The 15792-nt window shown below is 72.6% G+C and carries 11 protein-coding genes; 6 read left to right on the forward strand and 5 right to left on the reverse strand.

From position 1 onward, the window contains the following. Positions 1–292: 292 nt before the first annotated feature. Positions 293–1873 carry an alkaline phosphatase D family protein gene (locus ABT004_RS32655; protein WP_351344092.1) on the forward strand — a complete coding sequence of 527 codons (1581 nt, stop codon included), beginning with the start codon at positions 293–295 and terminating at the stop codon, positions 1871–1873. Between the two features lie 101 nt (positions 1874–1974). Beyond that, complete coding sequence (locus ABT004_RS32660; RefSeq protein ID WP_351344095.1) at positions 1975–3279, forward strand: GNAT family N-acetyltransferase; 1305 nt, start codon at positions 1975–1977, stop codon at positions 3277–3279. Here ABT004_RS32660 and ABT004_RS32665 read toward each other — a convergent pair. After that, on the reverse strand, positions 3182–4453 hold the full coding sequence (locus ABT004_RS32665) for a trans-sulfuration enzyme family protein (protein ID WP_351344098.1): 1272 nt from the start codon (positions 4451–4453) through the stop codon (positions 3182–3184). The two genes, ABT004_RS32660 and ABT004_RS32665, sit on opposite strands and share 98 nt — an antisense overlap. A gap of 51 nt (positions 4454–4504) precedes the next feature. On the opposite strand from ABT004_RS32665, the gene ABT004_RS32670 reads away from it, so the two are divergent. Then, positions 4505–5002 (forward strand): Lrp/AsnC family transcriptional regulator, encoded by a 498-nt coding sequence (locus tag ABT004_RS32670; protein WP_351344101.1) that lies wholly within the window; start codon positions 4505–4507, stop codon positions 5000–5002. A 20-nt stretch (positions 5003–5022) separates the two neighbouring features. Then, positions 5023–6711 carry a DUF885 domain-containing protein gene (locus tag ABT004_RS32675; RefSeq protein ID WP_351344104.1) on the forward strand — a complete coding sequence of 563 codons (1689 nt, stop codon included), beginning with the start codon at positions 5023–5025 and terminating at the stop codon, positions 6709–6711. A gap of 12 nt (positions 6712–6723) precedes the next feature. On the opposite strand, the gene ABT004_RS32680 is transcribed toward ABT004_RS32675, so the two are convergent. The 4 genes from ABT004_RS32680 to ABT004_RS32695 form a co-directional block, all read right to left on the reverse strand. Further along, positions 6724–7569, reverse strand: coding sequence for an SDR family oxidoreductase (locus ABT004_RS32680; RefSeq protein ID WP_351344107.1), 846 nt, complete (start codon positions 7567–7569; stop codon positions 6724–6726). 206 nt (positions 7570–7775) lie between these two features. Next, complete coding sequence (locus ABT004_RS32685) at positions 7776–11024, reverse strand: AAA family ATPase (RefSeq protein WP_351344110.1); 3249 nt, start codon at positions 11022–11024, stop codon at positions 7776–7778. After that, entirely contained in the window at positions 11021–12187 is a 1167-nt protein-coding gene (locus ABT004_RS32690) for an exonuclease SbcCD subunit D (RefSeq protein ID WP_351344113.1), read from the reverse strand. Before ABT004_RS32690 ends, ABT004_RS32685 begins: the two co-directional genes overlap by 4 nt. Positions 12188–12375: 188 nt before the next feature. Further along, positions 12376–12996, reverse strand: a complete 621-nt coding sequence (locus ABT004_RS32695) for a YigZ family protein (RefSeq protein WP_351344116.1) — start codon at positions 12994–12996, stop codon at positions 12376–12378. A gap of 170 nt (positions 12997–13166) precedes the next feature. On the opposite strand from ABT004_RS32695, the gene ABT004_RS32700 reads away from it, so the two are divergent. Together ABT004_RS32700 and ABT004_RS32705 are read left to right on the forward strand one after the other, a co-directional pair. Further along, the gene (locus ABT004_RS32700; protein WP_351344119.1) at positions 13167–15137 is read left to right on the forward strand and encodes an APC family permease; all 1971 of its coding nucleotides are present in this window, start codon (positions 13167–13169) and stop codon (positions 15135–15137) included. A gap of 82 nt (positions 15138–15219) precedes the next feature. After that, the gene (locus ABT004_RS32705; protein WP_351344122.1) at positions 15220–15627 is read left to right on the forward strand and encodes a CoA-binding protein; all 408 of its coding nucleotides are present in this window, start codon (positions 15220–15222) and stop codon (positions 15625–15627) included. The last annotated feature ends 165 nt before the right edge of the window (positions 15628–15792 follow it).

Below are 15792 nucleotides of genomic sequence, written 5' to 3' on the forward strand. Positions count from 1 at the left end.
GTCAACGTGCGCAACCGCGCACGCTCGGCGTGGGCATTCGTCACCATGCCCGTCCCCTCACCGGCACGCAGCCGCTGAGGAGAGATGCGACCCGTGACCGTCCTGTCGTAGGGGGCAGTCGGGAGCGCGACAAGGTGTGAACGAACCGAGCCGTACAAGCTCGGCCGTTCACGGCCGAGAAGGTGACTTGGGGTTCGTGTGTGCGCCGTGGCACCGCAGTAGGAGTGGCAACGCGGCGCCGCGCGCAGGCCGTGGCACCGTGCTGTCGTCGAGACCGTCACTGGAGGCGTCCATGTCAGATCGTCCGCAAACCCCTCAGCCCGACCGTCGCGGAGTGCTGCGCGGCGCGCTCGCCACGTCCGCGGCGCTGGCCCTTCCGACGGTCGGCGGGGCAGCCGCCGCGCCCGCGTTCGCGCTGTCCGGGCGTCCGAAGGCCGGCTGGGGCGTCCAGGCGGGCGACGTGGGCGCGCACTCGGGCCTGGTGTGGGTGCGCTCCGACCGGCCCGCGCGGATGGTCGTGGAGACGTCGGCCACCGACACGTATCGGAACGTCACCAGATGGCGGGGACCGCTGATCGGCCCCGACACGGACTTCACCGGGACGACCCGGCTGCGCGGACTGCCGCCCGGCGAGCAGATCCACTACCGCGTGCGACTCGCCGACCCGGACGACCCGCGGCGCACCGGCGAACCCGTCGAGGGGACCTTCCGTACGGCGTCCGTGTCGCGCCGGGACGGGGTGCGGTTCCTGTGGTCCGGGGACATCGCCGGGCAGGGCTGGGGCATCAACCCGGACCGCGGCGGCTACCGCGTGTACGAGGACATGCGCGCCCTCGACCCGGACTTCTTCCTGTGCAGTGGCGACAACATCTACGCCGACGGCCCGATCCTGCCGAGCGTGACGCTGCCGGACGGGCGCGTGTGGCGCAATGTGACCACCGAGGAGAAGTCCAAGGTCGCCGAGACGCTCGCCGAGTTCCGCGGCGCGTTCCGCTACAACCTGCTCGACGAGAACCTGCGCCGCTTCAACGCCCAGATCCCCACGATCACGCAGTGGGACGACCACGAGGTGCACAACAACTGGTACCCGGGCCAGATCCTCAGCGACGAGCGCTACACCGAGAAGAACGTCGATGTGCTGTCCGGCCGTGCGCTGCGCGCGTTCAGCGAGTACTTCCCCGTCTCCACGCTGCCGCCGGGCGACGACGGGAGGGTGTACCGGGTGCTGCGACAGGGGCCGCTGCTCGACGTGTTCGTGCTGGACATGCGGACGTACCGGAACGCCAACTCTCCGGGGCGGCAGACCGAGGACGCGACCGGGATCCTCGGCGCTGAGCAGCTCACGTGGCTGAAGCGGGAGCTGTCCCGCTCGCGCGCCGTGTGGAAGGTGATCGCCTCCGACATGCCGCTGGGCCTCGTCGTCCCGGACGGCACGAACTTCGAGGCGGTGGCGCAGGGCGACCCCGGCGCGCCGCTCGGGCGCGAGCTCCAGCTCGCCGAGCTGCTGCGGCACATCAAGCACGAGCGGATCACCGGCACGCTGTGGCTGACGACCGACGTGCACTACACGTCCGCGCAGCACTACGAGCCGTCGAACGCCGCGTTCAAGGACTTCGAGCCGTTCTGGGAGTTCGTGTCGGGGCCGCTCGCGGCGGGCGGGTTCAAGGCGCTGAAGCTGGACGAGACGTTCGGCCCGCGGCAGGTCTTCATCAAGTCACCGGACCGGAACAACACCTCGCCGGCCGAGACCCCGCCGTACTTCGGGGAGGTCGAGATCGACGGCGGCAGCGGGGAACTCACCGTACGGCTGCGGCAAGAGGGCGGCGACGTGCTGTTCTCGCAGACGTTGCAGCCGGGGCGGGTGGGGCAGTGACCTCTCGGCCACCCAACCCCCAAAACCAGACATAAGCATGCTTAACCCGTCGGTCACAAAGCGTTTGTGATCACGCAACACCGGTCCTGCACAGTGGGCGCATGAGTAACGAGACGCATGTTGTCGCTGTTGTCCTCTGCTGCGCCGCGGCCCTGCTCGCCGCTGCCACCGCCGGGTTCCGGCTACTCAGGACAGGACGCAAGGAGCACGCGCCACCCACGGCGGATACCGACGCCCGGCCGCCCGCCTCCACGGAACCGGAGGCCGCGGCCGGGCCGCTCGACCCGGCGAGCAGCACGCTGTGGCGGATGCGCACGACCGTGCGGGACGCGCCGGGGTCGCTGGCCGCGCTGTGCACAGTGCTCGCCCGCCGGCGGGTCGACATCCTGAGCCTTCAGACGCACCCGCTGGCGCAGGGCACCGTGGACGAGTTCCTGCTGCGCGCGCCCGAGGAGTTGACCTCGGGCGAGCTGGCCGGGGCCGTCGCGGGCGCGGGCGGCGCCGACACCTGGGTCGAGCGCGCGGACGCCCACGACCTGGTGGACGCCCCGACCCGCATCCTCGGCCTCGCCACCCGAACGGCCCTCGACGCGGCCGAACTCCCGCTCGCCCTGCGCCAGTTGCTGGGCCGCTGCACGATCAGGTCGCTGCCGGCGAAGGCGGTCGCCGCGTCCGGCGGCGCGCCGGTCGAGGGCGGCTTCGACGACACCGCGCTGCGGCTTCGTACCCCGGAGGGCGGGGTCATCGCGGTGGAGCGGCCCTATCTGCCGTTCACGCCCACCGAGTTCGCGCGCGCCCGCGCCCTCGTGGAGCTCGACACCCGGCTCGGCCCGCGGGTGCCGAACGGGGAGGACGTCCTGACGCTGCCCGAGGGCAACGACATCACCGTGCGGCGCGCCGACAGCGGCGACCTCGCCCTGTCGAGGGCGATGCACGAGCGGTGCTCGCAAGCCACGTTGCGCCGCCGCTACCACGGGCCCGTCTCCGACGCGGACCGCTACCTGAACCACCTGCTCAGCCCCCGCCACGGCCGCACCCTCGCCGCACAGACCGCCTCCGGACGGATAGTCGCCCTCGGCCACCTCCTGTGGGACGGCGACGAGACCGAGGTCGCGCTGCTCGTGGAGGACGACTGGCAGCGCCGCGGCATCGGCGCCGAACTCCTCGGCCGCCTGGTCGCGATGGCGATCGAGGCGGGGTGCGCCGGCGTGTACGCGGTGACGCAGTCGGCCAACACGGGCATGGTCGCGGCGATGCGCGGCCTCGGCCTGCCCCTCGACTACCAGATCGAGGAGGGCACGCTGGTGATCACCGCACGGCTCGATGCGGCACGGGTGGCGTCCTTGCTTCCGTACGCGGACGAGGACGCACACCCGGACGCGTACGAGCCGGCTGAGCAGCACTGAGTTCGGGCTCGGGCTCGCCCGCGCCCAACGCCCGGTCCAGGTCCGCCCACAGGTCCTCGACGTCCTCCAGGCCGACCGACAGCCGCAGCAGCCGGTCGCCGACGCCCGCCGCTCTGCGGTCGTCGGCGGCGACCACGCGGTGGCTGATCGAGGCCGGGTGCTGGATCAGCGAGTCGACGCTACCGAGGCTGACCGCCGGGGTGATCAGTCCGACCCCGGCGGTCACCGCGTGCGGGTCGCCCGCGACCTCGAAGGCGACCATGGCGCCGCCGATCCGCGGATAGTGGACGCGGGTCACGCGCGGGTCCCCGGCGAGCCGCCGGACCAGCTCCGCGGCCGTCACGGACGCGGCACGCACGCGTACGGGCAGGGTCGAGAGCCCCCGCAACAGCAGATAGCCGGCGAGCGGATGCAGCACCCCGCCGGTCGCGAACCGCACCTTGCGCAGCTCCCGCGCGAAGGCCTCGTCGCAGGCCACGACACCACCGAGGACGTCGCCGTGGCCGCCGATGTACTTCGTGGCGCTGTGCAGGACGAGCCGCGCCCCGCTCTCGGCGGGCCGCTGGAGCACGGGCGTCGCGAACGTGTTGTCGACGAGCAGCGGCACCGAGCCGCAGGCGTGCGCGACGGCCGCCAGATCGACCTCCGCGAGCGTCGGGTTGGCGGGCGATTCCACCATGACGAGGCCGGTGTCGGGCCGGATCGCGTCGGCGATCCCCGCCGGGTCGACCCATGTCACCTCGGAGCCGAGCGCTCCCGCCGTCAGCAGATGGTCGCTGCACCCGTACAGCGGGCGGACCGCGACGACGTGCCGCAGGCCCGCTCCGAGACGTACGAGGAGCACGGCCGTCAGCGCCGCCATGCCGCTCGCGAACGCGACCGCGCTGTCCGTGCCTTCGAGGCGCGCGAGTGCGGTCTCGAAGCGGGCGACGGTCGGGTTGCCGAGGCGGCCGTAGACGGGCGGCCCGTCGTCGAGGGCGCCGTCGGCGGCGAACGCGTCGATGCGGGCGGCCTCCGCGCGGGTGTCGGCGGACGGGTAGGTGGTGGACAGGTCGAGGGGCGGGGCGTGCAGGCCGAGAGCGGCGAGGTCGTCGCGGCCCGCGTGCACGGCTTCGGTGGCGAAGGCCCGGGTGCGGGCGCCGCTCGTGTCCCAGTGCGTATCCATGGTCGGCATCCTGAACAACGGGCGGGGTCTGTGATTCGACTCCCGTGCTACGTTCGGCTGATGACCGACTCCGTCGTACTCGATCCGGTCGACCTGGACATACTGCGGCTGCTGCAGAACGACGCCCGCACCACGTACCGGGACCTCGCGGCGCAGGTCGGCGTCGCGCCCTCCACGTGCCTCGACCGGGTGAACCGGCTGCGGCGCTCCGGCGTGATCCTCGGGCATGTGCTGCGGCTCGACCCGGCCAAGCTGGGCCGCGGCCTGGAGGCGCTCCTCTCGGTGCAGGTGCGCCCGCACCGCCGGGAGCTCGTCGGCCCTTTCGTGGAGCGGGTCCGCGCGCTGCCGGAGGCGCGCACCGTGTTCCATCTGACCGGTCCGGACGACTACTTGGTGCACGTCGCCGTGCACGACATGGCGGATCTTCAGCGGCTCGTGCTCGATTCGTTCACGTCGCGCCCCGAAGTGGCGCGCGTCGAGACCCGGTTGATCTTCCAGCAGTGGGAGTGCGGTCCGCTGCTTCCGCCCGCGGCGAATCATGGTGACGTGACCCCCTGACCCGTACGAGGATGTGTCGCATGCCACACACCGCGAACCCTCATCCCCCCACCGCCCCGCTGCCCCGACAGGTCGCCGACGCCTACGTCGACGCGATGGTCGCCCTCAACCCCGTGGAGGGCACCTACCTGGGCGTCCGGGAGGCCCACAGCAAGCTGCCCGACCTGTCCCCCGCAGGACTCGCCGCCGTCGCGGACCTCGCGCGGGAGACCCTCGCGCGGCTCGACGAGGCGGAGCGCGCGCCCGGCGCCGACAGCGACGTCGAGCGGCGCTGCGCCCGGCTGCTGCGCGAACGCCTGACCGCCGCGCTCGCGGTGCACGACGCTGACGAGCACCTGCGGGAGGTCTCCAACCTCGGCTCGCCGATCCACAACGCGCGCGAGGTGTTCACGGTCACCCCGACCGACACCGACGAGGACTGGGCCGCGATCGCCGAGCGGCTGCGCGCCGTGCCCGCGGCGTTCGCCGGCTACCGGGAGACGCTCGCGCTCGGCCTGGACCGCAAGCTGCACGCGGCGCCGCGGCCGACGGAGACGTTCATCGGCCAACTCGACGAGTGGCAGGGCTGGTTCGAGGAGTTCACGGCCGCGGGACCCGAGACGCTGCGCCAAGAGCTGACATCCGCGGCCCGCACGGCGGACGCCGCGACCGTCGAACTGCGCGACTGGATGCGGGACGTGTACGCGCCCGCCGTCGAGGGCGCGCCGAACGTGGTGGGCCGCGAGCGCTACGCGCGTTGGTCGCGCTACTACAACGGCACGGACCTCGATCTGGACGAGGCGTACGCGTACGGTTGGAGCGAGTTCCACCGGCTGCTCGCCGAGATGCGTACGGAAGCCGAGAAGATCCTGCCCGGCGCCGCGACCCCGTGGGTGGCGCTCGCGCACCTCGACGAGCACGGGCGGCACATCGAGGGCGTCGACGAGGTGCGGCAGTGGCTGCAGAAGCTGATGGACGAGGCGATCGGCGCGCTCGACGGAACACACTTCGAACTCGCCGACCGCGTACGGCAGGTGGAGTCCCGCATCGCGCCCGCCGGCAGCGCCGCCGCGCCGTACTACACACCTCCGTCGGAGGACTTCTCGCGCCCCGGCCGCACATGGCTGCCGACGATGGGTCAGACCCGCTTCCCCGTGTACGACTTGGTGTCGACCTGGTACCACGAGGGTGTCCCGGGCCACCATCTCCAGCTCGCCCAGTGGGCGCACGTCGCCGGTGACCTCTCCCGCTACCAGGCGACGCTCGGCATCGTCTCGGCGAACGCAGAGGGCTGGGCGCTGTACGCGGAGCGGCTGATGGACGAGTTGGGCTTCCTCACGGACGCGGAGACCCGGATCGGCTACCTGGACGCGCAGATGATGCGCGCCTGCCGCGTCATCGTCGACATCGGCATGCACCTGGAACTCGACATCCCCGCGGACTCCCCGTTCCACCCCGGCGAGCACTGGACGTCCGAGCTCGCGCAGGAGTTCTTCGGCGCGCACAGCAGCCGCCCGGCGGACTTCGTGGAGAGCGAACTGACCCGGTACCTCTCCATCCCCGGCCAGGCGATCGGCTACAAGCTGGGCGAGCGGGCGTGGCTGCTGGGCCGCGCGGGCGCGCAGGCCGCGCACGGGGACGCCTTCGACGCGAAGGCGTGGCACATGGCGGCGCTTTCGCAGGGCTCGCTGGGCCTGGACGACCTGGTGGACGAGTTGTCGAAGCTCTGAGGGACGGCCCCCTCAGCTCCGGCGGAAGCCGCCCTCCGAGTCGATGACTTGCCCGGTGATCCACGCGGCCTCGTCCGTGGCCAGCCACGCGATGAGCCGCGCCGGATCATCGGGCATCCCCCACCGCTTGGCGGGGAACAGTTCGGCGATCGAGTCGTACGCCTCGCCGTCCAGGTAACCGGTGTCCACCGGGCCGGGGTTGACGGTGTTCACGGTGACGCCTTGCGGGGCGAGGGCCGTCGCGAGTGTGCGTGTGACCGATGCGAGCGCACCCTTTTGCAGGGCGTACGCGATCTCGTCGGGCATCCCGTCGGCGATGTCCTGACCGGAGGTCATCATGACGACGCGCCCGCCGGGTGCGCCCTCGTAGGGACTCCTGTGCCGAGCGAAGGCCTGTACCAGCAGGAGAACGGAACGCGCGTCGACGGCCCAATGAGCGTCCAGCATGGCGGCGTCGATGGTGTCGAGCGTGCCGTCGCTGCCGCTGAGGGCGTGGTTGGCGACGACGATGTCGAGGCGTCCACCGAGCGCTTCCGCGGCGTCCTGGACCAGGCGCGCGGGGGCGCCGGGTTCGGTCAGATCCGCCGGCCCGTGCGCCACGACGGCGTCCGGCACGCCGCGCACCTCCCGCACGGCGTCGGCCACCTCGGCGGGCCGGTCGCCGCCCCACGGCATCGCCTCGTCGTGCGCCACGTGATGGTGCAGATACACGCTCGCCCCGTACGCGACGAGCCGCCGCGCCACGGCGAACCCGATCCCGGCGCGCCGGCTCGCACCGGTGACCAGAGCTGCACGCCCCCGCAGCGGGAGGGGTTCGCGCCGGAATTCGGTAGGGGTGGGGTGAGAGAGGCTCGGCATGGTGCGCATCATGCCGGGGTCGGGACGGGGACGCACACGGATTTCGGCGGGCCGGGGCGGGTGGGGCCGGCAAATCAAGCCCCTGCGGCGATTGAGCAGCGGGGTCCGCGGCGGATCCCCGATCTTTCCAGCCCCGCCGGCGATTGAGGCGCGGGGTCCGGGGCGGAGCCCCGTGGCCGGAGGACGGGCGGCCACGACGGGGATGGTCAGCGGCCGCAGGCCTGCCGTACCACCGACCCCTCCCGCCCCTTCACGACCTCCAACTGCGCGTGCACACGCCGCCGCAGATCGCCGACGTGGCTCACAATGCCGACGCTACGGTCCCGCTCACGCAGGGAGTCGAGAACGTCGAGCACCTCGTCGAGCGTCTGATCGTCGAGACTGCCGAACCCCTCGTCGATGAAGAGCGTGTCGAGACGGACACCCCCCGCTTCGTCCGTCACGACATCCGCGAGGCCCAGCGCCAGGGCGAGCGAGGCGAAGAACGTCTCACCCCCGGAAAGCGTCGCCGTGTCACGCTCGCGCCCCGTCCACGCGTCGACGACATGCAGGCCGAGACCCGAACGACCGCGCCCCGCAAGGGAGTCGGAGTGCACCAACGTGTAGCGGCCCGACGACATACGACGCAGCCGCGCGGTCGCCGCCGCCGCCACTTGCTCCAGGCGGGCAGCCAGTACGTACGACTCCAGGCGCATCTTGCGCTCGTTGTCGGCGGCGGTACCGGCCGCGAGGGACGCGAGGCGGGCCACCCGGTCGTACGTCTCGCGCAGCGGGCCGAGGCGCCGGGCCTCGGTGGCGGCACGGCGCGAGAGCCGGTCGAGTTCGGCGCAGCGCCGCTGCGCCGCGTCGCGCGCGGACCCGGCCGTCCGTACCCGCGCGTCGGCACCCTGCGCGGCGGCCCGCGCCGCGGCGACGTCGGCCGCCGGTCTGCGGGCGGCCTCGGCGGTGTCCTCCTCGGCGAGCACCGCGCGTACGGCCACTTCCTCCGACTGCCGCGCGTCCAGGCGGTGCTGGAGCTCGCGATGCCGGGCGTCGTCGAGCAGCGCGGCGCCCGCGGCCTCCGGCGTGTCGAACCCGGCCCGGAACGCCGCGTCGGCGAGTCGCGCGTCCGCTTCCTTGAGGCGCCGCGCCGTGTCCTCGACCGCGCGGGCCGCGTCGGCCGCCTCGGTGAGCAGCGCGCCCTGCCGCTCCAGCTGCTCCGCGCGGGCCTCGACGCTCTCGGCCACGTCGCGCGCCTCCGCCAACTCCCGTTCCAGGCCCGCCTGTTCACGGTCCAACGCGTCACGCAGCGACGTACGGGCGGCGCTGCGCTGCGCGGCCTCCTGGCGGACGGCGAGGCGCCGGTCGCGCTCGCTGTCGGCGCGGGCAAGGGTCTCGCGGGCGGGATGTGCCGTGGCCGCGAGGGCGTGTGTCTCGGCGTGTCGCGCCGTCAATTCGCGGGCTTCCTCGGCGAGTTGCGCGGCGAGCCCGTCCCCCGCCGCGGCCTTCGCCGCCGCCAGCTCCTCCCGGACGTCGCCCAGGGCGCGCTCGGCCCGGGTGCGGTGCCCGTCGGCGGTGCGGTAGGCGGCGAGCGCGGACTCCTCGGCGGCCCGGTCGACGTGTCCCTCGGACTTCCGCATGGGCGCGGGGTGTTCGCTTGCCCCGCACACGGTGCAGGGTTCGCCGTCGACGAGTGCCTCGGCGAGTTCGGCGGCGACGTCGCGCAGTCGCTGCTCCTTCAGGCCGAGCCAGTGCTCGTGCGCGGTCGCCGCCTGCTCGCGGGCGCGCAGCGCCTCGGTGTCGGCGGCTTCGGCGCGCCCGGTGAGCCGGTCGCGTTCGACGGCGGCGCGGGCCTGCTTGCGAGCCGGTTCGAGTTGTCCCGCGAGGTGTTCGGCGCGGGTGGCGGCCTCCTGCGCCTCGTCGACGCGGGCCTGGAGGTCGGCTCGCCGGGCGTCCCAGCCGTCGAGCCAGCCTTCGGTGTCGGCGAGCAGCTCGGTGTCGGCGCGCTCCTCACGGTCGAGTTCGGCGCGCTCCCGCGTGAGCCCGGCGAGCCGCCGCTCGCCCCGCCGCGCCGCGTCGAGCCCCCCGAGTTCTTGAGCGACACGCCGGGCGGCTTCGACGAGCGCCTCCGGCGAGACCGGGACGCCGGCGTCCGCGTACATCTGCTCCGCCCCGGTGCCGAACACGGAGCCGGTCCCGTCGAGGCCCGAGGCCCCCGGCGCTCCGGCGGCCGCAGACCCGCCGTGGGCCTCCGGATCGGTCGGCGTCGGGTGGAGCCCGTCTTCCGCGGCCACTTCGTCCGCACCGGCCGCCCGGCCATCGGCATGTGCGCCGCCCGCACCGTAAGCGCTGTCGACACCGGCATCCGCCCTGCGCACGGACCCCGGCCACACCGCCCGCAGCTCGCCCCGGGCGCGCCGGTCCTCCGTCAACGCCTCCCGGTGCGCCGCCTCCGACTCCTCCCGGAGGGCCAGCGCCGGTTCCACCGTCGCCGCCTTGCGGGCCCGGTCCATCCGGTCCTGGAGGGCCTGGTGCTCCCCGGCCCGCTCCTCCAGGGCCGCCTCCCGCTCGCGGGCCCGCGCGTGGCGGAGTTGCAGACGGTCCGTCTCCGTCGCCTCGGAGAGCTCACGCTGCGCCGCGATCCGCGCCGACTCGGCCGCGTCCAGGGCGAGATGGGTGTGCGTGAAGTGCTCGCGCGCGGTCGAGCGGGCGGTGGCCGCCCAGGCCAGGACGGAGTCCGCGATACCGGGGTCGCCCGGCGCCGCGTCGACGGGTTCCAGTTCCACGACGTCCCCCGCCGCCTGCTGCATACGGTGGGCGTCGGCCAGCAACTCCGCGTCGCCGGCGGCCACTTGCTTCTGCGCGCCCTTGCGGTCCTCGGCGAGCCGCTGCTCCACGGCCGCGAACCGATGCGTGTCGAAGAGCCGGCCGAGCAGCTTGCCGCGGGCCTCGGCATCGGCCCGCAGGAACCGTGCGAAGTCGCCCTGCGGGAGGAGGACCACCTGGCAGAACTGGTCCTTGCTCATGCCGAGCAGCTGCGTGATCTCCTCGCCGATCTCCTGGTGGGAGCGGCTGAGGTCCTTCCACTTCGCCGCCACGGCGTCGTACTCGCGCAGCCAGCTCTGCGCCTTCTCCGTGGTGAAGCCGGTGCCGCGCTTCTTGGGGCGGAGGTGGGGCGGCTGCCGGGTGATCTCCAGGCGGCGGCCCGCGACGGTCAGGTCGAGGGTCACCTCCGTGCGCACGCCCGCCTCGGCGTGGTCGCTGCGCAGGTTCTGGCCCTGACCGCCGCCACCCTGCCGGGCGCCGGGCACGGACCCGTACAGCGCGTAGCAGACCGCGTCGAGGACGGACGTCTTGCCCGCGCCCGTCGGCCCGTGGAGGAGGAAGAGTCCCGCCGCCGACAGGTCGTCGAAGTCGACCTTCTGCGTGGCGCCGAAGGGGCCGAACGCCGTGATCGTGAGTGTGTGCAGCCTCACCTGGCCACCTCGTGCACCACATCGTCCGCGCGGACGGCGTCGAACGCGGCCCGCAGCACCACCCGCTCGTTCTCGTCGGGCCCCGCGCCCCGGACGTGGGTCACGAAGTCCTCCGCGATCTCGTGGTCGTCACGCCCCTTGAGGCGCTCGGCGTAGCTGGCGTCGGGCTCCTCGTCGTCCGTGCGACGCGGGTCGAAGAGCAGGCTGAGGGTGTGCGGGAAACGGTCGCAGAGGCGGGCCATCGGGTCGTCCGGCCGGATCGCGTCCGTGAGCGTCGCCTCCACCCACGATTCCTCGTGGCGGTCGAGCTCCGGGGCGTCGAGGAGGTCTTCGAGGTCACCGCGGAGGCGGGCCAGCGGGCGCGGCACCGGGCAGTCGAGGCGCTCGGCGGTGACCGCGCCCTCGGCGTCGAGGTCGATCAGCCACATGCTCTTGCGGTGGTCGGCCTCCGAGAACGAGTACGGCAGCGGGGAGCCCGAGTAGCGGACCCGGTCACTGATGACCTGGCTGCCGTGCAGATGCCCGAGCGCCACGTAGTCCGCGCCGTCGAAGACCCCGGACGGGACGGCCGAGACGCCGCCCACCGTGATGTCCCGCTCGCTGTCACTGGGCGCGCCCCCGGTCACGAAGGCGTGCGCGAGGACGACGGACCTGGTGTCGGCCGGGCGTGCGGCGAGGTCGGTCCGCACGCGCTCCATGGCGGCGGCCAGCACCTGCTCGTGCCCGGCCTTCGCCACCCCGAACTCGTCCTTCACCAGCGCCGGTTCGAGATACGGCAGTCCGTAGAACGCGACGTCGCCGTGCGCGTCCGGCAGCACGATCGGCTCCCCGCAACGGGACGGATCCGTCCGCAGGTGGATGCCGGCCCGGCCGATGAGGCCCGCGCCGACGCCGAGGCGGCGGGCCGAGTCGTGGTTCCCGGAGATCATCACGGTGGGCACGCCGAGTTCGGCGAGGCGGTGCAGGGCGTCGTCGTAGAGCTCCACGGCGGCGAGTGGCGGCACCGCCCGGTCGTACACGTCACCCGACACGACCACGGCGTCGACGTCGCGCTCGCGCGCGGTCGCCACGAGGTGGGCGATGAACGCGGACTGGGCGTCGAGCATGTTCACGCGGTGGAAGGAGCGGCCCAGGTGCCAGTCGGATGTGTGCAGGAACCTCATGTTGCACGAGGCTAACGGGTGGGTCTGACATGGCGGGGGGTTACGCCCGGGTGACCTGTTGCGGGAGCCGGTCCCCACGACTCGGGGCTCTGCCCCGGACCCCGCGCCTCAATCGCCGGCGGGGCTTCAAAAGATCGGGGCTCCGCCCCGGACCCCGCTGCTCAATCGCCGCAGGGGCTTAATGCCGGTCACCCGTAGGCCTCGCCGCCCAGTTCGAAGACCGCCGTGCCCGCCGTTGCATCGGCGAGCCAACCCCGGAAGCGGGCGATGTCCGATTCCGGGAGGCCGATCTCGATGGTGACCTCCGCGCCGTACCGGACATCCCGGACCTCGCAGCCCGTGGACCGCAGGTCGTTCTCCGTCTTGCCCGCGCGCGCGTGGTCGACCGTCACCGTGGCGAGGCGGAAGCGGCGGCGCGTCACCGTGCCGAGTGTGTCGAGGGCTTCGCCCACCGCGCCTCCGTAGGCGCGGATGAGGCCACCGGCGCCGAGCTTCACGCCGCCGAAGTAGCGGGTGACCACGGCGACGACGTAGCGCATGTCGCGCCGGGTGAGCATCTGCAGCATCGGCACGCCCGCGGTGCCGCCCGGCTCGCCGTCGTCGCTCGCCTTCTGTACGGAGGCGTCGGCCCCGATGACGTAGGCGTAGCAGTTGTGGTTGGCCGTCGGGTGTTCCTTGCGGACGCGCGCGACGAAGGCCTGGGCCTCCTCCTCGGTCGCGGCGGGCGCGAGCGCGCACAGGAACCGGGAGCGGCTGATCTCTGTCTCGTGCACGCCCTCGCGGGCCACCGTGCGGTACTCGTCCTGCATCGGACCAGCGTATGCGCAGGTCGTACAGGACTCGCCCCCGCCCGATGCACAGGTGACGATGTGATGGATACTCGCTCGTCGTCCCAGACAGTCACCCAAGTCACCCGAGACGCCCAAGTAGTCCGAGCCGCCCGAGTCACCCGAGTCACCCGACAGGAAACGCCCGCCACATGACCGGCACCCCGGCCGAGAGTCCTGCCGCACCCGCAGCCTCCACGAGCCGCTTCCGCTCCTGGCTGCTGGAGGGGCTGAGCGAGCAGACGGCCCGCCATCAGGGTCCGCACGGGCACGCGCCCGAGGAGCACAAGGGTCACAAGTGGTGGCGCGTGATGTGTCTGACGGGTGTCGACTACTTCTCGACGCTCGGCTACCAGCCGGGGATCGCGGCGCTCGCGGCAGGACTCCTTTCGCCGCTGGCGACGCTCGTTCTCATCGCGCTCACGCTGCTGGGCGCCCTGCCGGTGTACCGCAGGGTCGCGAAGGAGTCGCCGCACGGCGAGGGTTCGATCGCGATGCTGGAGCGGCTGCTGCCCTGGTGGGCGGGGAAGCTGTTCGTCCTCGTACTGCTCGGCTTCGCCGCCACCGACTTCATGATCACGATGACGCTCTCGGCGGCGGACGCGGCGGCGCACGTCGTCGAGAACCCGTTCGCGCCCTCCGGCCTGCACGGCGAGAACATCTGGATCACGCTCGCGCTGCTCGTGGCGCTCGGCGCGGTCTTCCTCAAGGGTTTCGGGGAGGCGATCCGGGTCGCGGTGGTGCTCGTGGGCGCGTATCTGGCCCTGAACATCGTCGTGCTGGTCACAGCTGCCGCCCATGTGTTCACCGAGCCGGTCAAGATCGGCAACTGGTGGGACGCGATGACGGCCGAGCACTCCTCCCCGTTCATGATGGTCGGCGTCGCGCTGCTCATGTTCCCGAAGCTGGCGCTCGGCATGTCCGGGTTCGAGACGGGCGTCGCCGTGATGCCGCAGGTCCGGGGTGACTCCACGGACACGTACGCGAAGCCGAAGGGCCGCATCCGCGACACCCGCAAGCTGCTCACGACGGCCGCGCTGATCATGAGCTGTTTTCTGCTCCTGTCCAGCCTCGCGACGACGATCCTGATCCCGCAGCACGAGTTCGAGTCCGGCGGCTCGGCGAACGGCCGCGCGCTCGCTTATCTCGCGCACGCCTATCTCGGCGAGGGCTTCGGCACGGTCTACGACGTCTCCACGATCGCCATCCTGTGGTTCGCGGGCGCCTCCGCGATGGCAGGCCTGCTCAACCTGGTCCCCCGCTATCTGCCCCGCTACGGCATGGCGCCCGAGTGGACGCGGGCCGTGCGCCCGCTGGTCCTCGTCTTCATGGCGGCGGCGGTCCTCATCACCCTCTGGTTCAACGCCGACGTCGACGACCAGTCCGGCGCGTACGCGACCGGCGTGCTGGTGCTGATGCTCTCCGCTTCGTTCGCGTCGACGGTCGCGGTGCACCGGCGTGGCCATCGAAAGTCGACGGTCGGCTTCGGCGCGATCACCGCGGTCTTCGCCTACACCCTGGTCACGAACGTCGTGGAACGCCCCGACGGCATCAAGATCGCGATCATCTTCATCGCGGCGATCCTCATCACCTCCTTCGCGTCCCGTGTCCACCGCGCCTTCGAACTGCGCGCGGGCGCGGTCACGTACGACGAGACGGCCCTGCGGCTGATCGACGAGGTGGCGGCGCAGGGCCCGCTGCGGATCATCGCGAACGAGCCGCAGGAGCACACCACCGCGGAGTACCGCGACAAGGAGCACTGCCAGCGCGAGGACACGCCCATGCCGGACGACGGCCGGGTGCTGTTCCTGGAGGTCTTCATCCAGGACTCCTCCGACTTCACCGAGGACCTGCTCGTCCACGGCGACGAGAAGCACGGCGTGCGCCGCCTTCGGGTGCGCGGCCCCGGCGTCCCCAACACGGCCGCCGCCGTCCTCATGGACCTGCGCGAACGCACCGGCAGCGTCCCGCACGCCTACTTCAACTGGACCGAGGGCCACCCCGTCGGCCACCTGCTGCGCTTCCTGGTGTTCGGCGACGGCGAGGTCGCCCCGGTCACCCGCGAAGTGCTGCGCCGCGCCGAACCCGATCCGGAGCGCCGGCCGCGCGTCCACGTGGGCTGAGCTGCTCCGGAATCCCCGCGCCGTGCGGGGAGTTGTCCCGTACGGACAGTACGGATACCAGGCACACCCCTCAGGAGGTCCCATGTACGGCGATCACGACACGGTCCGCAAGATCCTCACCGAGACCGGGGACACCTGGGCGGTGGTCGGCCTCTCCTCGAACCAGTCCCGCGCCGCCTATGGGGTCGCCGACGTCCTGCAGCGCTTCGGCAAGCGGGTCGTGCCGGTGCATCCGAAGGCGGAGACCGTGCACGGGGAGCAGGGCTACGTGTCGCTCGCGGACATCCCGTTCCCGGTTGATGTGGTCGATGTCTTCGTCAACAGCGAGCTCGCCGGGCCCGTCGCCGACGAAGGCGCCGCCATCGGCGCGAAGGCCGTGTGGTTCCAGCTCGGTGTCGTCGACGAGGGGGCGTACGAGCGGATTCGCGCCGCGGGACTGGACATGGTCATGGACAAGTGCCCCGCCATCGAGATCCCGCGGCTCGACTGAACCGGCGCGGCCACCCGTCCCCCGCTCCCGGGGCTCCGCCCCGGACCCCGCTGCTCAATCGCCGCAGGGGCTTGAGGTGGTCACCCGTCGCAGAGGGATGGATGGGCCCACCCGCCGCGGAGGCTTGATCGCCTCAATCGCCGGCGGGGCTTGAGGCGATCAAGC

The sequence above is a fragment of the Streptomyces sp. NPDC002790 genome (assembly GCF_040295505.1).
In the GTDB taxonomy this organism is placed as follows: domain Bacteria; phylum Actinomycetota; class Actinomycetes; order Streptomycetales; family Streptomycetaceae; genus Streptomyces.